This window comes from Nocardioides faecalis, assembly GCF_018388425.1.
Lineage (GTDB): Bacteria > Actinomycetota > Actinomycetes > Propionibacteriales > Nocardioidaceae > Nocardioides > Nocardioides faecalis.
This window is the reverse complement of the sequence record NZ_CP074406.1, coordinates 2,804,976-2,824,068: the sequence shown is the minus strand read 5'-3', so window position 1 is coordinate 2,824,068 and position 19,093 is coordinate 2,804,976. Positions and strand designations below refer to the sequence as shown.

The window sequence follows — 19,093 nt, the reverse complement described above, 5'->3', positions numbered from 1 at the left end:
CCCCCATCAAGATGCTGCACGACCGCATCCTGTGCGAGACCGACATCGAGGCCGGTGAGCGCCGCTCCTCCGGCGGCATCGTGATCCCGGCGACCGCGGCGATGGGCGCCAAGCGCCTGGCCTGGTCCAAGGTCGTCGCCGTCGGCCCGCACTGCCGGGCCGTGGTGACCGGCGACCGCGTGCTCTTCGACCCCGAGGACAAGGCAGAGGTCGAGGTCTCGGGGGACACCTACGTGGTCATGCGGGAGCGCGACGTCCACGCGGTGGCCGCCGACCGGCTCGCCGACGAGGCGGCCGGCCTCTACCTGTGACCGGGCCGGTGCCTGGTGCTGTGGCCGGCGCCGTGACCGGGCTTGTGATTGAGCCCGTGGTCCGGGCTGTGCAGGATCCGCCCGTCCTCAAGGCGCCGGTGCGTAGGCTCCCTGCCAGCGCGCGCGGCCTCCCCGCGTGCGGGAAGGGATGAGCATGGCGCAGTCGCAGCAGCCGGACCCGGGCTCGGGCGGCACCGCCGCGCGCACCCCGCGGCCGCGTACCGGCGGCCGTGGCGCGGGCGGGCGGGACCAGCGGGTGCCGATGGAGCGCCTCGTGCGGATGGCCGCGGTGCTGCAGGCCAACGGCGAGCAGGGCGTGTCGGGCAGCCGGCTGGCCGAGATCGCCGGCTTCGAAGGAGCCGACCCCGGCACCCAGGTGCAGCGCGAGCTGCGGCACCTGGAGCGGCACGGCTGGAGCATCGAGAACGTCGCACCCCGCGGCGAGCCCGCCGTCTACCGGCTGACCACCGTCGACAACCGGCTGCGGGTCCGCCTCACGACCGCCCAGCAGGCCGCCCTGCGCCGCGCCGTGCTGCTCGCCGACCGCGGCGACCTGGTGCAGCGGCTCGGCCTGCCCGACTCCGCCCGCCCCGCCGACGTCACCGACCCCGCCGCCTCGTCCTCGAGTGCTGGGGGTGCCGCTGGTGCCGCCGTGGCCGGCGTCGTGCCCGAGGCGTTGGGACAGGTCGTCGACGCGGTGCGGGATCGCAGCCTGCTGCGGTTCGCCTACAAGGGCACCCCGCGCGTGGTCCACCCCGAGTCCGTGAGCAGCCGGGCCGGTGTCTGGTACCTGCGCGGCGTGGAGGACGCCGACCTCGCCGCGGCGGATCGCGGCCCGGACGGCTGTCCGGAGGCCGGCGAGGTGGTCGTGAAGACCTTCGTGGTCTCGCGGATGAGCGACACCGAGGTCGGCACACCCGGCACCGCCTCACCCGCGCCCGCCGTACGCCACGCCGGCCTGCACCCGATGACGTGGGAGATCGACCCGCCCGTCGAGGTCACCCTGGCCACCTCCGCGGAGTTCGAGCCCGACGTACGCCGCTGGCTCGGTGAGCCGCTGTCCGTCGAGCCGGCGCCCGCGACCGACACCGAGACCGACGCGGAGGCCGGCGAGCCGAGCAGCACCGTGTGGCTGCGCTACCGGGTGACCCACCGTGCCGCGCTGCGCTCCCGGCTCTTCGACCTCGGGCGACGGGTGCGGATCGTGGGCCCGGCCGACGTCCGCGACGAGGTGCTGGACGCGCTGAGGGCCGCCGTGCAGGTCAGGAGCGCGCAGTGAGCAGGTCCGCCCAGCCGCCGACGCCGCGTTACGTGGCGCGGATCGCCCGGCTCCCGCGGGTCTTCGAACGGCTGACCCGGCACCCCGACGGCGTCGCGCTGGCCACGCTCGCCGCGGACCTCGGCGCCGAGGTCGAGGAGCTGCGCGAGGACCTGCTGGCGTTCTACACCGCCGACGTCGACTCCGACTGGCTGCTCGGCCTCGGTCGCCCGGAGGTGCTGGAGTTCCTCGGACCCGACGGGGTCGAGCAGGACCCGAACGCCGCCGAGGTGGTCCGCATCGTCACCGAGCGGCCCGCCGAGCTCGGCGTGGAGCACGTCGACGCCGGCGAGCTCGCGCTGGTCCACGCGGCCGCGATGGCCCTGCTGGAGATCGAGCCCGACGACACCGCCCTCCGCGAGGCGATCGACGTGCTCACCGAGACCATGCTGGGCCCCGCCGCCGGATCCTCCGGCGAGCCCCAGCGCGACCAGCACCTGCCCGACCGTCACCTGCCCGTGTTGCAGCAGGCTCAGCGCGAGCACACCGCGGTCCGGATCCTGTACTCCCGTGACTGGGCCGAGGGCGTCACGGAGCGCGAGATCGAGCCCTACCGGCTGGTGCGGACCCGGCGCGGCTGGGAGGTCGACGCCGGACCTGCCGACGAGGCCGGCAACCTGCGCACCTACCTGATCTCCAACCTGCGCACGGTGAGCCCGACCGACCGGAGGTTCACCCCACCGGCCGACCTCGACGAGCGGCTCGCCGCGCAGCGCGCCACCACCACCGTGCGGGTGCTGCTGCCGCAGAGCGCCCGCTGGGTCGCCGACCTGTACGCCGAGCGCGTCACCGTCGTCGATGACGACGAGGAGTCGGTGGTCGTCGACCTCGAGCTGTTGCCGCCGCTGGAGCGCCGCGTCGGCCGGCTGCTGCTGGCCGCCGGCACCGACGCGTTCGTCGTGGACCCGCCGGAGCTGGAGGCCGGCGCCGTGACGCTTGCCTCCGAGCTCCTCGAGCACCACGGCGGCTGAGCGGGCAGGAGACGGCCCTGGACCGCGCGACCCGCCGTGCGCTGCGCAGCGCCGCCGCCGACCTCGCTGCGCTCGTGGAGCGGGCGCGGGCCGTCCAGAGCCGTCGCGCGGCGGTCCACCATCGCGCCCAGGCGCTGAGGGCCGACCTGAGGCAGCGGCGCGTGCCGCTGGGCGAGACCCCCGGCACGGCGCCGCCCGGATGGCAGGCGATCACGCTGACCCGTGCGCAGACCGAGGCGCTCCTCGACGCCCTCGCCGACCTGGCCAACCTGCCCACCGTCACCGCCGAGGACGACGCGCTGCTGCGCCGGCTCGACACCACCACCGCCACCGCGCTGCGCCTCGTCACGCCGCTGCTCACCTGGCGCCGCTTCCTCATCGGGTCGCGGCGCCGCGCCGAGGCCGCCGCCGGGGTCGACGAGCTCCTCGCACTGCACGCCCGGCTGCCTGCGCTGCGCGAGCGGATGCTCACCCTGGAGACGCCCACCGGTGAGCTCGAGCGCACCGGGTTGCGCGCCGAGGACCTCCTCGACCCGCGGTGGGGGCTGGCCGCTGCGCTGGCCGACCTCGGTGCCGTGCACCTGCTGCCGGCCGGGCAGGTCGCCGAGCTGCCCCGCGCGCTGGCCGACCTGGACGCCGCCGTCGCCGCCGAGGCCCCCTTGCGCGAGCGGGTCCTGGCCGCCGCGCTGGCGCTGCGCCGCCCCCAGGCCGAGCAGCGGTTGCGGACCCTCCCGCTGGCCGAGCTGCGCCAGGTCACCACCGAGCGGCTGCGCCTCGAGACGCTCGAGGACGCCGGGATCGGCACCGTGCACGACCTGCTGCGACAGCGCGACAAGCTGCGGCGCATCGACGGCATCGGCCCCAAGACCGCGGACGTGCTGCGCACCGCCGCCGTGGACCTCGAGCGGCTGACCTTGGCCGACGTGCCGGTGCGGCTCGACGTGGAGCGGCGCGACCCGGCCACCACCCGCCTGGTCTCGGCGCTTGTCGCCTGGGACGCCGTACGTCGTACGAAGGGGGCGGGGGAGGATCTCGCCCGGGCCGACGGGCTGCGGGCGCTGGCCGGTGTGCTGCACGACGACGTGGCCCACGTGCTGCTCCTGGGAGCCCCCGGCCTCCCGGCATCAGCACCGGTCGCCTCCGTGCAGGCCGTGGTGCGCCGCGCCGACCGCGTCGCCGCCACCGAGCCGACCCCGCCGGTCGAGGTCGGTGACCCCTGGTCGGAGGTCGTACGACGTCCTGCCGACCTCTACGCGGCGCTGGCCGAGATCGGCGTGCTCTCGGAGGGCGCGGACGCCGCTGCCCGTGCCGCCGGCGAGCTGCCACCCGGGCTGGTCGACACGGTGCGCGGGCAGGAGCTGCGCACCGACGACCTGCGGGTCGCGCTGCGCGGCTACCAGGCCTTCGCCGCCCGCTTCGCCCTGGTGCAGCGCCGCGTGGTCATCGGGGACGAGATGGGCCTGGGCAAGACGATCGAGGCGCTCGCCGTGCTCGCCCACCTGTGGACGACCGGGGCGCAGCGGTTCCTGGTGGTCTGCCCGGCCGCCGTGGTCACCAACTGGGTGCGCGAGGTCACCGGCCGGTCCACGGTTCCGGTGCACCGGGTGCACGGCCGCGACGCCGACGAGGCCTATGCCGCGTGGCTGAGCGACGGCGGGCTCGCGGTGACCACCTTCGAGACGTTGGCGTGGCGCATGGCGGACTTCGACCGCGACGTGGCGCAGCTGGACTGCGTGGTCGTCGACGAGGCGCACTACGTGAAGAACCCCGACACCGCCCGCGCCCATGCCTGTGTGGCACAGCTGGCCAAGGCGGACCGGGCGGTGCTGCTGACCGGGACCCCGATGGAGAACCACGTCGACGAGTTCCGCACGCTGCTGGGCTACCTGCGTCCCGACCTCGCCGCCGGGACCGTGGACCTCGCCCCGCGAGCCTTCCGGCAGCACGTGGCGCCGGCCTACCTGCGGCGCAACGTCGAGGACGTGCTCAGCGAGCTGCCCGAGCTCGTCGTCACCGACGAGTGGCTCGAGCTCTCCGAGACCGACGAGAAGACCTACGCGGCGGCGGTCGCCGCGGGCAGCTTCGCCGCCATGCGGCGCGCGGCCATGCTGGGCGGCGCCCGGTCGGCCAAGGTGCAGCGACTCGTCGAGCTGGTCGCCGAGGCCGAGGACAACGACCGCCGGGTGGTCGTCTTCTCCTACTTCCGCGAGGTGTTGGAGGAGATCACCGGGCACCTCGCCGCGCTGGGGGAGCCGACCTTCGGGCCGCTGACCGGACAGGTCGACCCCGACACACGGCAGCACATGATCGATGACTTCTCCGTCGCCGAGCACGGCGCGGTCCTGCTCGCCCAGATCACCACCGGCGGGGTGGGGCTCAACATCCAGGCCGCCTCGGTGGTGATCATCTGCGAGCCGCAGCTCAAGCCCACCACCGAGGCCCAGGCCGTCGCCCGGGCGCACCGGATGGGACAGCTGCGCTCGGTCCAGGTGCACCGGCTGCTCACGCTCGACTCCGTCGACGAGCGGATCTGCGAGATCCTGGCGGTCAAGCAGCAGCAGTTCGACGACTTCGTCCGGGCCAGCGAGACCGCGGCCGCCGCGCCCGAGGCCCTGGACGTGGCCGAGGCCGATCTCGGACGTCGCGTGGTCGCCGCGGAGCGTGCCCGGCTGCTCTACGCCCCGCCGCCGGTGCCGACCCCGGACGACTGAGCCGGCGCGCTTGGGGCCGCGACCTAGAATTGGCACGGCGGCTCATGACGGGGGCCGCGCCAGGGCGTTCGCGCGCCCACGTAGGAGGGAGGCCCCCGATGGCACCACAGCGCGCAGTCCGCAACGTCGAGGTACGCATCGACGAGGACTCGACCGTGCTCGGCCTGCTGCTCAAGACCAGCAGCGCCGGCGACCGGGTGATGGTCACCTACGAGCACGACGGCAGGGTGGTCACGTCCTGGTTGCCCAGCGCGTCCGTGCGGCACGCGGACCCCGAGCCGGTCTGAGGCCGTACTGTCCCAGGCATGAGCATCGCGCAGACCGTCGCCCGGGTCGGGCTCGGCTCGGTCATGACCTTCGCCGGCATCACCCACCTGACCGTGGCCCGGGAGGAGTTCCAGGCCCAGGTGCCCGGCTGGTTCCCGCTGGACGAGGACCTCGTCGTCCTCGGCTCCGGTGTCGCCGAGATCGGGCTCGGTGCGGCCTTCGTCGCGCTGCCCGGTCGTCGCCGGCAGATCGGGATCGCCCTCGCCCTGTTCTTCGTCGGGATCTTCCCGGGCAACATCGCGCAGTACGTCGAGGGCACCGACGGCTTCGGTCTCGACACCGACACCAAGCGCTTCGTCCGGCTGTTCTTCCAGCCTCTGCTCGTGCTGTGGGCGCTGTTCGGGGCGGGTGTGCTGGGCAGGCGCTCACCGCAGCGCTGAGCCGAGCGGAGGACGAGGGGCGGAAAACACCAGAAGGCCCGGTCGGTGACCGGGCCTTCTGATTCGGTACACCCCCTCGGACTCGAACCGAGAACCCGCTGATTAAGAGTCAGCTGCTCTGCCAATTGAGCTAGGGGTGCTCCGCGCCTCAACGCGAGAAGGAACGTTACCAGCGCCCTGAGATCCAAGGCGAATCGGGGCGCACCCCTCCGGTCGCCGCTACCTGTGCGAGCGGAGCCCGAGCTGCTCCAGCACCGCGTGGGCGGCGTTGTGCCCGCCGATCCCGCTCACCGCGCCGCCCCGGCGGGCCCCCGAGCCGCACACCAGCACCCGCTCGTACGGCGTCTGCACGCCCCACCGGGCAGCCGGGGAGTCCAACCGCGCCCGGGCCGGAGCCCAGGGCCAGTCCAGGTCCTGGTGGAAGATGTGCCCGCCCGGCATCGCCAGGTCTGCCTCGACGTCGAGCGGGCTCTTCGCCTCGATGCAGGGAGCGCCGTCGGGGGTGCGCAGCAGCACCGAGTCCAGCGGCTCGGCCAGGACCGCGTCCAGCGACGCGACGGCGCGGCGTACCGCCTCCTCCCGGGTGCCGACCGGGTCGGCGGCGAACAGCGACGCCGGGGTGTGCAGGCCGAAGTAGGTCAGCGTGTGCGTGCCCGGCGGCACGTCGCCGAGGATCGAGGGGTCGGTCAGGGAGTGGCAGTACACCTCGCCGGGCAACGGGTCGGGGAGCTCGCCGCGCGACGCGGCGGCCCAGGCCGCTTCCAGCTCGCTCGCCGACTCGGCCAGGTGCAGCGTGCCGGCGAACGCGACCTCGGGATCGGCGCCCGAGCGCAGCAGGGGCAGCCGGGAGACCAGCAGGTTGACCTTCAGCTGCGAGCCCTCCGGCTTCGTGGCTGGGTCCTCGCCCTCGCCGAGCAGGATCCGCAGCACCCACGGCGCGACACCGGCCAGCACGTGGCCGGCCCGCACGGTGTGCTCGTGGGTGCCGTCGTGCCAGGTGACGCTGGCGTCCTCGTCTTCGCCGCCCGGATGCACGGCGCTCACTCCGGCGCCGGTGCGCAGGTCGGCCCCTGCGGCGCTCGCCGCCCGGGCCAGCGCGTCGGTGACCGCACCCATGCCTCCCACCGGCACCCGCCACTCGCCGGTGCCGTTGCCGAGGACGTGGTAGAGGAAGCAGCGGTTCTGTGCCAGCCGCTCGTCGTGCAGCGAGGCGAAGGTGCCGATCAGGGCGTCGGTGGCCACCACGCCGCGGACCAGGTCGTCGGTGAAGCGTTGCTCCAGGGTGGCTCCGAGCGGCTGCTGCACCAGCGCCCGCCACGTCGCGGCGTCGACCTGTTCGCGGATCTCGCCCTCGCGGGGCAGGGGGTCCAGCAGGGTGGGCGCCACCGCCGCGGTGAGGGTGGCGACCTCGGCGTAGAAGGCGCACCAGGCGTCGTACGCCTCGTCGGAGCCGGTGAGCTCGCGGAACGAGGCGCGGGTGGCCTCGCCCTCCTCCCGCTCGACCAGGAGGCCGGTCTCCCGGCCGCCGCGCACGGTGGGGGAGTACGACGCCGTCGGGCGGCTGAGCAGACGCAGGTCCAGGCCGAGGTCGGCGACGACCTGGTCGGGCAGCAGCGAGACCAGGTAGGAGTAGCGCGACAGCCTCGTCGGGTGCCCGGCGAACGCCTGGCTGGAGACCGCGGCGCCCCCGGTGTGTGCCGAGCGCTCCAGGACGAGGACGGACAGGCCGGCGCGGGCGAGGTACGCCGCGGCGGTGAGCCCGTTGTGCCCCGCCCCGACCACCACGACGTCGTAGCGGGTCATGGCCTGAGCCTAGGTGTTGCGGACCAGGGTGCCGCCGTGGCCCGCACCCGACACGGGAGGTCCGGCTGGGGAGCGCCCGGCAGGATGAGGGGATGAACCAGGACAGAGGATCGTCACCCAGCGGCTCGGCACCGAACACGCGCCGTGAGGACGCCATCGGCCGCGGGATCGCCTGGACGGCGACCTGGAGTTGTCGCTGGATCCTGATCGCCATCGGTGCCTGGATCCTCGGCACGCTGGTGGCGTGGACGTGGCCGATCCTGTTGCCGGTCGCGATCGCCCTGGTGCTCTCGACGGTGCTGGCGCCCCTCGCCGGGCTGCTGCGGGACCGGGCGCGGCTACCGCGTGCCCTGGCCGCCGGCGTCAGCCTCATCGCCGCGGCTGCCGTGCTGGTCCTCGTGGGCTTCTTGGTGGTGCCCTCCGTGGCCGACCAGGTCGGTGAGATCGCCACCGACGCCTCGGCAGGGATCGACCGCCTGCAGACGTGGGCGCAGGAGTCGAACTACCTGTCCTCCGAACAGGTCGACGCGCTGCTGCAGAGCGCAGAGGAGAAGCTGCAGGAGTCGGCGACCGAGATCGCCTCGGGCATGCTCGCCGGGCTGACCACCGCTACGAACGTCGCGCTCAACCTGGTGCTGGCATTGATCCTGTGCTTCCTGTTCATCAAGGACGGCGACAGGTTCATCCCCTGGCTGCGCGGCGTGGGTGGGCAGACCGTCGGTGCGCACCTCGCCGAGGTCGCCACCCGGTCGTGGAACACCCTGGGCGGCTTCATCCGCACCCAGGCCGTCGTCAGCGCCATCGACGCGTTCTTCATCTGGCTCGGTCTCGTCATCATCGGGGTGCCCCTCGCCGTCCCGCTGGCGATCATCACCTTCTTCGCCGGCTTCGTCCCGATCGTCGGGGCCTTCGCGGCCGGCGGGTTGGCCGTCCTGGTCGCGCTGGTCTCCAACGGCGTCTCGGGCGCGCTGTGGACCCTGCTGGTGATCGCGGCCGTGCAGCAGGTCGAGGGGAACCTGCTCTCGCCCCTGCTGCAGTCGAAGTCGATGAACCTGCACGCCGCCGTGGTGCTGCTGTCGGTCACCCTCGGCGGATCGGTGTTCGGCATCCCCGGGGCGTTCCTGGCCGTCCCGGTGGTCGCCGTGCTGGCCGTCGTCCTGCGCTACCTCAACGAGCAGGTCGCCCTGGTCGCGGGCGAGGTCGCGCCGCAGTCGGCCGACGGGGAAGCCGGCGCGACCGCGGACACCTGACCTCGCCCGCCGGGCAGCGGGTGGCTCAGGCCCCCGGCTCGGCGGCCCGCCCGACGGGGACGACCGCGACGTTGGTCCGGGCCCGCTCGACGACGGCGCTGGCGATGGAGCCGATCACCATCCGGGAGACCGAGTCCAGCGGGTGTCGGCCCACCACGATCAGCTCCCACTCCTCGGAGCGGTTGGTGAGCACGTCGTCGATCAGGCCGTGGCGCACCTGGTAGTGCACGGTGACGCCGGGGTAGGCCTCGGCGACGGGGTCGACGGCCTCGCGCAGGGTGGCGGTCAGCTCCTCGGCGTCGCTCGGCATCACCTCCGCGGCGGAGCTGCCGTGCAGCCCGGCGACCGCGGCGGCGGCGTCCCACACGCAGTGCACGGCGGTCAGCGGCAGGCCGTGGGCGGCGGCGTGGGAGAAGGCGTGCTCGATGACCGCGCGGGACCCGGGCTCGCCGTCCACCGCCACCAGCACGCCGCCGGCGACGGCGTCCGCGGGGCGCGGCCGGCACACGACGACGGGGCAGGTCGCGAGCCGGCTGACCGACGTGCTGACCGAGCCCAGCAGCAGACTGCGCAGCGAGCCACGCCCGCGCGAGCCGAGCACCAGCAGGCCGGCGTCGGCGGACAGGTCCACCAGGACGGCGCGCGCCTCGCCGGCGGTGCTGAAGGTCGAGCACGCGACGTCGGGGGTGGTGGCGGCGACCTTGGCGGCCGCAGCCGCGGCCAGCTCGGCCGCGGTCTCGGCGTGCTCGTGCACGGCGGCCACCACCAGCGGACGGTCGGTGGCGGCGGCGTGGCCGGCGGCCCAGGCCACGGCGCGGTCGGCGTGCTCGGACCCGTCGACGGCGACGACGATGCTTCCCTGCGGGATCTCGGTGCTCACGCGGCTCATTATGGCGGCTCCTGCCTGAGTGCTTCGTGGCAGTGGGTAGGCCAGTCGGTGGGCACCGGCACCGGAGCGCCGATCCGGGTGGGAACAAACGGCCGGACCCATGTCGTTGACATGGCAACTAACGTCCCGCCGAAGGGCACGCCGTGGCACCCGCACCGCGGGTTCGAGACCGTCACCTACATCATCGACGGCACCTTCGACCATGCCGACAGCCACGGCGGGGGCGGCTCGATCACCGACGGGGACACCCAGTGGATGACCGCCGGCGGCGGGCTGCTGCACATCGAGGCGCCGCCGGAGTCGCTGCTGGTCTCCGGCGGGCTGTTCCACGGCATCCAGCTGTGGGTGAACCTGCCGCGTGCCGACAAGCTGGCCGCGCCGCGCTACCAGGACCTGCGCGCCGGCGAGGTCGCGCTGCTCGCCTCGGAGGATGCGGGCGTCCTGGTGCGGCTGATCGCCGGCCGCCTCGGGGCACACGCGGGACCGTCACCGCCGACGAGCACCAGGAGGGCCGCTCGCCCCGGATGGAGGTCGTCGTCCTCGGGGGTGCGCCGATCCGCGAGTCCATCGCCTGGGCCGGACCCTTCGTGATGAACAAGGCCGAGGTGCTCGCGGCGCACGAGGACTACGCCAAGGGGCGGTTCGGGCTGCCGATCGGCTCCTGAGCCGCACCGCCGGGCGCCGCGCGCGGCGTGCTGGGCTCACAGGTCCTTGCTGAAGAAGACCTGGGCGTACGGGTTGTCGTTGTAGCGCTCCACCTGCCGGTAGTCGGAGCGCTCGTAGAGCGCGATCGCCTCGGTCAGGGTGGCGTGGGTGTCCAGCACGACGCGGCCGAAGCCCTGTTGTGCGGCCAGATCCTCCAGGTGGCGCAGCATCCTCGCGCCCAGCCCGGCTCCGCGCCACTCGCCGTGCACCCACATCCGCTTGACCTCCGCGGCCCCCGGCCCGACCTCGGGCACGGGGCGGATGCCGCCGTAGGCCACCGGCGCGCCGTCGGCAGTGGCGACCACGTACGTCGCCCCGGGCTCGGCGGGGTCCGGTCCGCCGGTCGCGAAGCCGCCCGGGAACCGGGTGTCGAGCTCCGCCACGTAGTGCCGCACCGCCTCCTCGGCGCTCGGGTGCGCGGGGGAGACCTCCTGCAGCCGGACCCGCGCCGCCCGGACCAGCAGGTCCGCGGTCGCCAGCGCTTCGCCCAGGCGCTGCTGCTGGCGTGTCGTCAGGGGAGCGAGGAGTCCTTCGGCCTGCCGTTGGGCGCGGCGCTCCAGGTCGTCGTACGCCGCGGCGCCGGCCTGCGTCAGGCTCACCCGCCGCCGGCGCCGGTCGGCGGGATCGGGCGCGGTGGTGACGAGGTCGTCGGCCTCCAGCTGGCGCAGCATCCGGGAGAGCTGGCCGGAGTCCAGGCCGAGCCTGGTGCGCAGCTCGCGCACGGTGATGCCGTCCGGGGCCGCCGACCCGATCTCGAAGAGCAGCCGGGACGCGGCGAGCGGACGGCCGGTGCCCAGGAAGGAGTCGTCCAGGGCGCCGATGTGGCGGGTGTAGGTCCGGTTGAAGGAGCGCAACGCCTGGACCGCCGACATTCTCTGACCATAGTCAGAAGATCGGCGGGTGGGCAAGGGTGGCAGGCCAGATGGGGAGCCGTCCCGTCCACCTCGGCGGGGTGTGACGTGACGGACTCGGCCCGGCTGCGTTGCCTCTTTGGTAGCGGGTACTGCCCCGTGACCAAGGACACCCGGGCCGGGAGCGCCCGGGGACACAAGCGAAAGGGAATCCCGTGGCTCGCAAGAACCCGCTGGACAAGATCAAGGACGTCGCCGTCGACTCGCTGAGGGCACCCGTCGTGGTAGCCGGTTCCGCGGTGGGGCTGGCCAAGGGCGCCGCCTCCGCGGGCATCGCCGCCGGTGAGCACGTCACGAAGACCGCGGCGGGCGCGGTGACCTCGCTCGTCGGCGGGCGCAGGACGGCGGAGAAGCCGGTCGCGAAGGCCGCCGCCGCCGCGTCCACCGTGGCCACGACTGCCGCCGACGCTGCCACCGATGCTGCCGGCACCGCGGCCGCGAAGGTCACGAAGAAGGCTGCGCCGGCGAAGAAGGCGGCGGCCAAGACCGCTCAGGCCGTGCGGAGCACCACCGAGGAGGCCGCCGCCAAGGTGCCGGTGGAGAAGGTCGCGAAGAAGGCCGAGGCGGTCGTCGCGGACACCCCGGTCGAGAAGGTGGCGAAGAAGGCGGCTCCGAAGAAGGCGGCTCCGAAGAAGGCGGCGCCGAAGAAGGCCGCGCCGAAGACGGCTGTGCAGACCCCCGCCGACCCCGAGAAGGCCCCGGCCCCGGCGAAGCCCGCGGCCGCTGCTCCGGCCGCCGCCAAGGCGACGAAGAAGGCTCCGGCCAAGAAGTCGGGCACCGAGAAGACCCCCACCGAGAAGGCTCCCGCGGCCAAGGAGACGAGCACGGCCAAGGCCGCTGAGAAGCCCGCGCCGAAGGAGAAGCCGAGCGTCGAGATCACCCCGGACAAGCCGGTGAACGTCACCGAGGAGCTCGGGCTCGATCCGGCGCCCGTCGCGAAGCCGAAGAAGCCGGCCACGCCGGCGCCGACGACGGCGATCGACGCGGCCGCGGACCGGGCGGACGTCGACGTGACGCCTGCCGACATCGCCAAGGCCGTCTCCGAGCACAGCGCGGAGCGCCCCGCCGCCGAGTGAGGGACGTCTCGGTCGCCGACCGGGCCCCGTGACGCATCGAGCCCCTGACCCGACCGGGTCAGGGGCTCGATCGCTTGGGGTGAGTAACGGGACTTGAACTCTCAGCGAGCATGCCCGGCACGCGCTGTGCTGGTACCCGGGATCCTGCCGGGACTCGAAGCGTCTCTGAGCGTCGTTAGTCGTCCCTGACCGGGCCGAGGTGGCCGCGATGCTCAACATCAAGGACGCATGGCTAAAAGAGTGGGTCACCGACCAGGGCGTTGATCATCGTCTACGTCTGTCGTACACGCCGCTGACGATCTCGGCGACCGCGCTACACCACTTATCGGGGACTCGACTGACCAGCAGCTCGTCGGCGCCGGTCCGCTCGACGAGCTGATCGAGCCGGGGGCACGGTCGCCGGCGTGCCTGCGCCGACCCGGTTGAGAGCCCGCTCGACCCGGTCGGCGAGCCGGTCGTCCCGGAGTCGATCGCGGATCGTTGCGACCGGCTCGAGTGCCTCGAAGAGCCCGGTCCGGCGCGACTGCGCCATCGCACAGACCTCCGGCAGCGCCAGGTCGCGTGCCTCCGCGTCCGTGTCGGCGATCAGCACGTCGAGGGAGGCGATCACCGACGGACGGCTGCCGCGGTGCTGCGCGTGCCCGGGTCGGGGCGGTGACGCTCACGTACCCGGCACGCGGACCCGGGTGACAACTCAGGTAAGGCTTGCCTTATGTTTCTCGTCGATTCAGGTGAGGCTGCCCTGAACAACATCTGACCATTCGGGGTCCGTTGTGCAGCCGCCGGTCGGCGGCGCCAACCGGACGAGAGAGGAACGCCCCGTGCTCAGCACGTTCATCATCGGCCTGCGCGAGGGGCTCGAGGCCGCTCTGGTCGTGGGGATCCTGGTGGCTTACGTGAACCGGATCCGCCGCCGTGACGTGCTCTGGCGGATCTGGGTCGGGGTCGCGATCGCGGTGGTCGGCTCGCTGGCCATCGGCGCGATCCTCACGTTCGGCACCTATGGTCTGACCTTTCAGGCGCAGGAGGCGATCGGCGGCTCCCTGTCCATCCTCGCCGTGGCGATGCTGACCTGGATGATCTTCTGGATGCAGCGCACCGCCGATTCGCTGCGCGTCGACCTGGAGTCCAGCGTCGACAAGGCGTTGGCGGGTGCCGGCTGGGGGCTGGCCGCGCTCGGCTTCATCTCCGTGGCGCGCGAGGGCCTGGAGACCGCCCTCTTCGTCTGGTCCGCGGTGCGGGCGAGCGAGAACGCCCCGACCGCCTGGGTCGGTGCCGTCCTCGGCCTGCTGACCGCGGTGGTCCTGGGCTGGTTGATCCACCGCGGTGCCCTCAAGATCAACCTGGGCGCCTTCTTCACCTGGACCGGCGGCCTGCTGGTCGTGGTCGCGGCCGGGGTGCTGGCCTACGGCATCCACGACCTCCAGGAGGCCGCCTTCCTCCCTGGCCCGTTCGCACCGGCTCCCGAGGGCGCCGGCTCCTTCGTCAGCGGCCTGTACGGCACGGAGGCATGGGCCTTCCGGATCCCCGACGTCATCGCCCCCGACGGCCTGCTCGCCGCGCTGCTGAAGGGAACCATCGGCTTCGCGCCCGAGATGACCCGTCTCGAGGTCCTCGCCTGGTTCCTCTACCTCGTCATCGTCGGCGGCTGCTACGTCGCCGCGATCCTCCGCTCCCGTCGTCGTCGGACGGCCCTCGCCGGTGCCGCGAACTGAAACGCGCCCGGACCTCACCCACCACTCAAGGAGAACCATGAACCACAAGGCCTCGCTCGCGACGATGGCGCTGGCAACCCTCGCGCTCACCGGGTGCGTGGCGAACGACGCGGAGGGCAGCGACGCGATCGCCGTGACCAGCTCGGCGGACGCGTGCACGGTGGAGACCGACGAGGCCACCAGCGGCAACGTCACCTTCGACGTCGAGAACACCGGCGACAAGGTCACCGAGTTCTACATATTGGCCGAGGACGGGCTGAGCATCGTCGGCGAGGTCGAGAACATCAGCCCCGGCGTCTCGCGCAGCCTGACCGTCCAGGCGCAGCCGGGCTCGTACTTCACCGTCTGCAAGCCGGGCATGGTCGGCAAGGGCGTCGACCAGACGCCCTTCACCGTCACCGGCGACGCCGTCGAGATCGACCCCGAGGACGAGGCCGAGATCCAGGCCGCGGTGGACAGCTACACCGCCTACACCAAGACCCAGGCCGCCGAGCTGGTCGAGGGCGTCGCTGCCTTCACCGCGGCCTACAAGGCCGGGGACGACGACGAGGCGCGCCGGCTCTACCCGCTGAGCCGGATCAACTATGAGCGGATCGAGCCCACCGCCGCCCAGTTCGGCGACCTCGACCCGAAGATCGACTACCGCAAGCCCGGCGCCGAGGCGGAGGGCCTGGAGTTCACCGGCTTCCACCGCATCGAGATGGATCTGTGGATCTCCGAGGCCCGCAAGAACTACCCGGACGAGAAGATCGCCCCCCTCGACCAGGCCGGCCGCGACAAGGTCGCCGACCAGCTGGTGACCAACGTCGGAGAGCTCTACGAGAAGGTGCACGCCGACGACTTCGTGCTCTCGCTCGCCGACATCACCAACGGCGCGATCGGCCTGCTGGACGAGGTCGCGGCCCCGGACGGCAAGCTCCCCGGCGAGGAGGACGAGTTCTCCCACACCGACCTGTACGACTTCTACGCCAACGTGGAGGGCGCCGAGGTCGCCTACACCGCGGTCCGCGACCTCGCCGTGGCCAAGGGCGCCGAGGCGCTGGTCGCCGAGCTCGACACGGAGTTCGCCGCGATGAAGAAGCTGCTCGACACCTATGGCAGCTACGAGAAGGGCTACGTCTCCTACGACACCGTGCAGCAGCCGGAGCGCAACAAGCTCGCCGCGCAGCTCAACGCGCTCAGCGAGCCGCTCTCGCAGATCACCGGCGCCGTGCTCGGCCTCGAGAGCGAGTAGTCGCCGGTGAGCCAGCAGGGCACGGGCCGGCCCTCCCCGACGATCGGCCGCTGGTCGCGTCGGGGAGTGCTCGGCGCAGCCGGTGTCGGCGCCTTGGGCGCCGGCGCCGGCGTGGTCGCCGGCCGGGCCGGCGCCTCCGCCGACGGCGGCGGCGCGGGGGAGCTGACCTACGCCTTCCGCGGTGCGCACCAGGCCGGGGTGGTCACCCCGGTCCAGGAGCACCTGCACTTCGCCGCCTACGACCTGGTCGAGGGCGCGACCCGGGAGGACCTGATCGCGCTGCTGCAGGAGTGGACAGCGGCCGCCGAGCGGCTCACCCGCGGCCAGCCGGTCACCGAGGACGGCGCCGTCGGCGGCCCGCTGCTCGCGCCGCCGGACGACACCGGCGAGACCCTCGACCTCGGCGCGCACGGCCTCACCGTGACCTTCGGCTTCGGCCCGTCGCTCTTCACCGGCGAGCTGGGACGGCGCCTGGGGCTGACGGACCGCCGTCCGGCGGCCCTGAACCGACTGCCGCTCTTCGCCTTCGACCTGCTCGAGGAGCCGATCAGCGACGGCGACCTGTGCCTGCAGGTCTGTGCCGAGGACCCGCACGTCGCGGTGCACGCGATCCGCAACCTCACCCGGATCGCGTTCGGCACGGCGATGATCCGCTGGAGTCAGATCGGCTTCGGGCGCACCGCCGCCACCACTCGGTCGCAGAGCACCCCGCGCAACCTCTTCGGCTTCAAGGACGGCACCGCCAACGTGATGTCGGACGAGACCGAGGCGCTGGAGCGCTGGGTCTGGGTCCCGGACGACGCCGAGCCCGCCTGGATGGCCGGCGGCACCTACCTGGTGACCCGCAAGATCATGATGACGATCGAGAACTGGGACCGGGTCAGTCTCGACGAGCAGCAGAAGATCATGGGACGCGACAAGAAGGAGGGCGCCCCGCTCTCGGGTGGCGGCGAGTTCACCGAGCCCGACTTCACCCACGTGGGCGCGGACGGTGAGCCGCTCATCCCGCTCGACTCCCACGTCCGGCTCTCGCACCCGGACGCCAACAAGGGCCAGCGGATGCTCCGGCGCAGCTACAACTTCGTCGACGGCAACAACCCGCTCGGCCAGCTGTCGGCGGGGCTGTTCTTCATCAGCTTCCAGCGCGATCCGCAGCAGTTCATCGACATCCAGAACTCGCTCAAGGCCGACACCCTCAACGAGTACATCCGCCATGTCGGGTCCGCCCTGTTCGCCGTCCCCGGCGGGATCCGACCCGGCGAGTGGGTCGGCCAGTTCCTCTTCGACTGAGCCCACCCGCCACCTCACCCGCTACCTCACCCGCCGTCCTCACCGGTCGGCCTTCCTCACCTCGCTCCGGCTGCCCGGCGCAGCCCTCGACCCCAAGGAGTCATCCACCGTGTCGCAAGAACGTCGTCGTTGGCCGCAGGTCGGCGCAGTCGGGGTCCTGCTCGCAGGACTGATCGGCGGCACCGCCGCCACCGCGGAGGCCGCCCCTCGGCCGGTCGTGGCCTCGGTCGATGCCATCGTCGGCACCGACCGAGCGGTGGTCGTCGCGGTGCGCTGTACGAAGTCCGCCCGCTGCCAGGGCAAGGTGAAGCTCACCGTCGCGGGTGCCGGCACCCGCGCCAAGGCGTACCGGGTCAAGCGGGGCAAGGCCACGAAGGTGAGGATCGTCCTGACCGCCGCCCAGTACCGGAAGGTGGCGGCGAAGAAGCGGATCACCACGGTGCGGGTGAGCGCGGCCGGCCGGCAGGTCGTCAAGCGCAAGGTCGTCCTGCGCGCCGCCAGGCCCGCACTGCGGGTCCGCGGCACCGAGGTGGACGTCGCCGCCGACCACGTCGCCCAGGTGAGCGTGGCCTGCGGCTCGGCCGCCGTCCGGTGCACCGGCAGCGCGACGCTGCGGATCGCCGGCAAGGCGGGCGCGGCGCGCCCGGTGCGGGTGGCCGCCAAGGGGGTCGCGACCCTGCGCTTCCCGCTCACCTCGGCGCAGATCTCCGCGCTCGGCACCGACGGCGGATGGGTCGGCGGGCAGGTCCGGCTCACCGAGACCACACCCGAGCGGGTGGCCGCCGGCACGGCGGTCCGGCTCCGGATGCACGGCGAGGGTCACGACCACGGTGGCTCCGAGGGCGAGTCGGCCGCCTACGCGCGGGGCTGGACCCCGACCCAGTACGACACCTGCACCCGCGCCGAGCACAACAGCTACGCCGCCACCGGCCCGGACGGCAAGCTCTACCCCAGCTGGCACCCGCCGGTGCACACCCGAGCCGACGGCAGCACCTGCACCTTCGGTCACGAGCACGGGGACGACCCGACCAGCTCGGACATCTACGAGTGGGCGATCGAGCAGTTCCGCGCCGAGAACCCCGAGGCCGAGGGGATCCCGTTCGGCTACGGCTCGGAGATGCTCTCCGAGTACAGCGAGATCTACGGCGGCGGCGTCCACCGCCACGAGGACGACCCCGGCCAGAAGGTCGTGGTCTCCAACGACCAGCAGATGGGCGTCGACTTCGTCGACCGCTACGGCGACACCCAGCCGCTGGTCTGCGACCACCTGATCAAGGCGCACCAGGGCAGCCACTCCGGCGACGCGACGAAGAACAACACCCACGAGCTGTTCTACGCGCTCGCCTGCAACGACGGCACCAAGCTGCACACGTACCTGATGAGCAACTACGGCAACGCCAACGAGCTGCACGCCTCCTGCACCCGGCCGTTCACCGCCGAGCATCCCGAGGCCCGCGCGGTGCAGACCATCGGGTCGGTGCTGCCCGACGGCGAGGGCGGGAGCCGCATCATCCCGACCGCCGACTGCGTCGAGCAGTACCTGAAGAACGGCACCGAGAACGGCACCGACACCGTCGACGACCGTCGCGGCAGCCCCGCCGCCTCCGCCAACTCCTGGTGGTGGGCTGGCTACGAGCAGTGGCAGTCGTTCAACTCGATCACCGACGCCGAGGGCAAGGAGATCGCCCGGTTCGAGCCGTGGTTCGGCTTGCAGAACCCGTCGCGCTACTACGTCGGGAACGGCGCCACCGACACCCAGGTCGCCTACTTCAACGACCTCGCCTGGCAGAGCGGCAACCAGCAGAGCTGGGCGCCGTGGCGCACGCAGGCCTCGGGCTCGGCGACGTTGATCGACCGGAAGTCGCCGAAGGCGTGGTTCAACGGCGCCATCCGCGACGCCTGGATCACCACCACCAAGGTCGACAACGCCGAGGCCGACACCGCCGTCGTCTACGCCGACCCGTGGGGCAAGAACGCCAAGAGCACCCGTTCCCCGGCGTCCATCCGCACCTACATCTCGCGGACCGACAACACCCGGTACGTCACCCGCACCACGCCGAGCGTGACCAACCGGAGCACCCGCCAGCACGAGGGGCTGCAGCGCAAGGGCGCGACCGCTCCCGCGACGCTCGGCTTTTTCTACGACTACGGCACCGACGCCCAGGGCAACTCCCTCGGCGTCCACGCCCCGAACTGACGCGG

18 protein-coding genes and 1 tRNA gene are annotated in these 19,093 nt (G+C 72.9%); 15 read left to right on the top strand and 4 right to left on the bottom strand.

All coding sequences use genetic code 11. The features are described 5' to 3' along the window. The first annotated feature begins 11 nt into the window (after positions 1-11). The 6 genes from KG111_RS13165 to KG111_RS13140 all read left to right on the top strand — a co-directional run bounded on the left by KG111_RS13165 (position 12) and on the right by KG111_RS13140 (position 6,018). Entirely contained in the window at positions 12-311 is a 300-nt protein-coding gene (locus KG111_RS13165) for a GroES family chaperonin (RefSeq protein ID WP_205292129.1), read from the top strand. 154 nt (positions 312-465) lie between these two features. Beyond that, positions 466-1,590, top strand: a complete 1,125-nt coding sequence (locus KG111_RS13160) for a WYL domain-containing protein (RefSeq protein ID WP_205292076.1) — start codon at positions 466-468, stop codon at positions 1,588-1,590. After that, complete coding sequence (locus tag KG111_RS13155; RefSeq protein WP_205292075.1) at positions 1,587-2,600, top strand: helix-turn-helix transcriptional regulator; 1,014 nt, start codon at positions 1,587-1,589, stop codon at positions 2,598-2,600. Before KG111_RS13160 ends, KG111_RS13155 begins: the two co-directional genes overlap by 4 nt. A gap of 161 nt (positions 2,601-2,761) precedes the next feature. Further along, positions 2,762-5,311 carry a DEAD/DEAH box helicase gene (locus KG111_RS13150; protein ID WP_205292074.1) on the top strand — a complete coding sequence of 850 codons (2,550 nt, stop codon included), beginning with the start codon at positions 2,762-2,764 and terminating at the stop codon, positions 5,309-5,311. Between the two features lie 98 nt (positions 5,312-5,409). Beyond that, complete coding sequence (locus KG111_RS13145) at positions 5,410-5,598, top strand: hypothetical protein (RefSeq protein ID WP_205292073.1); 189 nt, start codon at positions 5,410-5,412, stop codon at positions 5,596-5,598. Between the two features lie 18 nt (positions 5,599-5,616). Further along, complete coding sequence (locus KG111_RS13140) at positions 5,617-6,018, top strand: DoxX family protein (RefSeq protein WP_205292072.1); 402 nt, start codon at positions 5,617-5,619, stop codon at positions 6,016-6,018. Between the two features lie 67 nt (positions 6,019-6,085). On the opposite strand, the gene KG111_RS13135 is transcribed toward KG111_RS13140, so the two are convergent. Together KG111_RS13135 and KG111_RS13130 are read right to left on the bottom strand one after the other, a co-directional pair. Beyond that, positions 6,086-6,158 (bottom strand) — tRNA-Lys (locus tag KG111_RS13135). A gap of 79 nt (positions 6,159-6,237) precedes the next feature. Continuing rightward, the gene (locus KG111_RS13130; protein WP_205292071.1) at positions 6,238-7,821 is read right to left on the bottom strand and encodes a phytoene desaturase family protein; all 1,584 of its coding nucleotides are present in this window, start codon (positions 7,819-7,821) and stop codon (positions 6,238-6,240) included. 92 nt (positions 7,822-7,913) lie between these two features. Between KG111_RS13130 and KG111_RS13125 the strand changes: the two genes are divergently transcribed. After that, complete coding sequence (locus KG111_RS13125; protein WP_205292070.1) at positions 7,914-9,071, top strand: AI-2E family transporter; 1,158 nt, start codon at positions 7,914-7,916, stop codon at positions 9,069-9,071. A gap of 25 nt (positions 9,072-9,096) precedes the next feature. On the opposite strand, the gene KG111_RS13120 is transcribed toward KG111_RS13125, so the two are convergent. Next, the gene (locus KG111_RS13120) at positions 9,097-9,951 is read right to left on the bottom strand and encodes a universal stress protein (RefSeq protein ID WP_205292069.1); all 855 of its coding nucleotides are present in this window, start codon (positions 9,949-9,951) and stop codon (positions 9,097-9,099) included. A 120-nt stretch (positions 9,952-10,071) separates the two neighbouring features. On the opposite strand from KG111_RS13120, the gene KG111_RS13115 reads away from it, so the two are divergent. Beyond that, on the top strand, positions 10,072-10,551 hold the full coding sequence (locus KG111_RS13115) for a pirin family protein (protein ID WP_240195895.1): 480 nt from the start codon (positions 10,072-10,074) through the stop codon (positions 10,549-10,551). After that, positions 10,485-10,625, top strand: coding sequence for a pirin-like C-terminal cupin domain-containing protein (locus KG111_RS18335; RefSeq protein WP_240195894.1), 141 nt, complete (start codon positions 10,485-10,487; stop codon positions 10,623-10,625). The genes KG111_RS13115 and KG111_RS18335 overlap by 67 nt, the downstream gene beginning before the upstream one ends. Before the next feature lie 36 nt (positions 10,626-10,661). Here KG111_RS18335 and KG111_RS13110 read toward each other — a convergent pair whose 3' ends face one another. Then, positions 10,662-11,537, bottom strand: coding sequence for a bifunctional helix-turn-helix transcriptional regulator/GNAT family N-acetyltransferase (locus KG111_RS13110; RefSeq protein ID WP_205292068.1), 876 nt, complete (start codon positions 11,535-11,537; stop codon positions 10,662-10,664). A gap of 194 nt (positions 11,538-11,731) precedes the next feature. On the opposite strand from KG111_RS13110, the gene KG111_RS13105 reads away from it, so the two are divergent. The 6 genes from KG111_RS13105 (at position 11,732) to KG111_RS13080 (ending at position 19,088) form a co-directional block, all read left to right on the top strand. Further along, positions 11,732-12,652 (top strand): hypothetical protein, encoded by a 921-nt coding sequence (locus KG111_RS13105; RefSeq protein ID WP_205292067.1) that lies wholly within the window; start codon positions 11,732-11,734, stop codon positions 12,650-12,652. Between the two features lie 208 nt (positions 12,653-12,860). Continuing rightward, entirely contained in the window at positions 12,861-13,031 is a 171-nt protein-coding gene (locus tag KG111_RS13100; RefSeq protein ID WP_205292066.1) for a hypothetical protein, read from the top strand. 442 nt (positions 13,032-13,473) lie between these two features. Next, positions 13,474-14,367: an iron uptake transporter permease EfeU gene (gene efeU / locus KG111_RS13095; protein ID WP_205292065.1), complete on the top strand. Its 894-nt coding sequence runs from the start codon at positions 13,474-13,476 to the stop codon at positions 14,365-14,367. 37 nt (positions 14,368-14,404) lie between these two features. Continuing rightward, positions 14,405-15,601, top strand: coding sequence for an iron uptake system protein EfeO (gene efeO, locus KG111_RS13090; protein WP_205292064.1), 1,197 nt, complete (start codon positions 14,405-14,407; stop codon positions 15,599-15,601). 6 nt (positions 15,602-15,607) lie between these two features. After that, complete coding sequence (efeB, locus tag KG111_RS13085; protein ID WP_205292063.1) at positions 15,608-16,891, top strand: iron uptake transporter deferrochelatase/peroxidase subunit; 1,284 nt, start codon at positions 15,608-15,610, stop codon at positions 16,889-16,891. Positions 16,892-17,000: 109 nt separating this feature from the next. After that, positions 17,001-19,088, top strand: coding sequence for a hypothetical protein (locus KG111_RS13080; RefSeq protein WP_205292062.1), 2,088 nt, complete (start codon positions 17,001-17,003; stop codon positions 19,086-19,088). Positions 19,089-19,093: the final 5 nt, after the last annotated feature.

What these genes read in the sequence shown, in the direction of transcription:
- KG111_RS13165 (WP_205292129.1), top strand. Translation starts at nt 12, where the DNA reads ATGCTGCACGACCGCATCCTGTGCGAGACCGACATCGAGGCCGGTGAG.
- KG111_RS13160 (WP_205292076.1), top strand. Translation starts at nt 466, where the DNA reads ATGGCGCAGTCGCAGCAGCCGGACCCGGGCTCGGGCGGCACCGCCGCG.
- KG111_RS13145 (WP_205292073.1), top strand. Translation starts at nt 5,410, where the DNA reads ATGGCACCACAGCGCGCAGTCCGCAACGTCGAGGTACGCATCGACGAG.
- KG111_RS13140 (WP_205292072.1), top strand. Translation starts at nt 5,617, where the DNA reads ATGAGCATCGCGCAGACCGTCGCCCGGGTCGGGCTCGGCTCGGTCATG.
- KG111_RS13130 (WP_205292071.1), bottom strand. Translation starts at nt 7,821, where the DNA reads ATGACCCGCTACGACGTCGTGGTGGTCGGGGCGGGGCACAACGGGCTC.
- KG111_RS13125 (WP_205292070.1), top strand. Translation starts at nt 7,914, where the DNA reads ATGAACCAGGACAGAGGATCGTCACCCAGCGGCTCGGCACCGAACACG.
- KG111_RS13115 (WP_240195895.1), top strand. Translation starts at nt 10,072, where the DNA reads ATGGCAACTAACGTCCCGCCGAAGGGCACGCCGTGGCACCCGCACCGC.
- KG111_RS18335 (WP_240195894.1), top strand. Translation starts at nt 10,485, where the DNA reads ATGGAGGTCGTCGTCCTCGGGGGTGCGCCGATCCGCGAGTCCATCGCC.
- KG111_RS13110 (WP_205292068.1), bottom strand. Translation starts at nt 11,537, where the DNA reads ATGTCGGCGGTCCAGGCGTTGCGCTCCTTCAACCGGACCTACACCCGC.
- KG111_RS13100 (WP_205292066.1), top strand. Translation starts at nt 12,861, where the DNA reads ATGCTCAACATCAAGGACGCATGGCTAAAAGAGTGGGTCACCGACCAG.
- efeO (WP_205292064.1), top strand. Translation starts at nt 14,405, where the DNA reads ATGAACCACAAGGCCTCGCTCGCGACGATGGCGCTGGCAACCCTCGCG.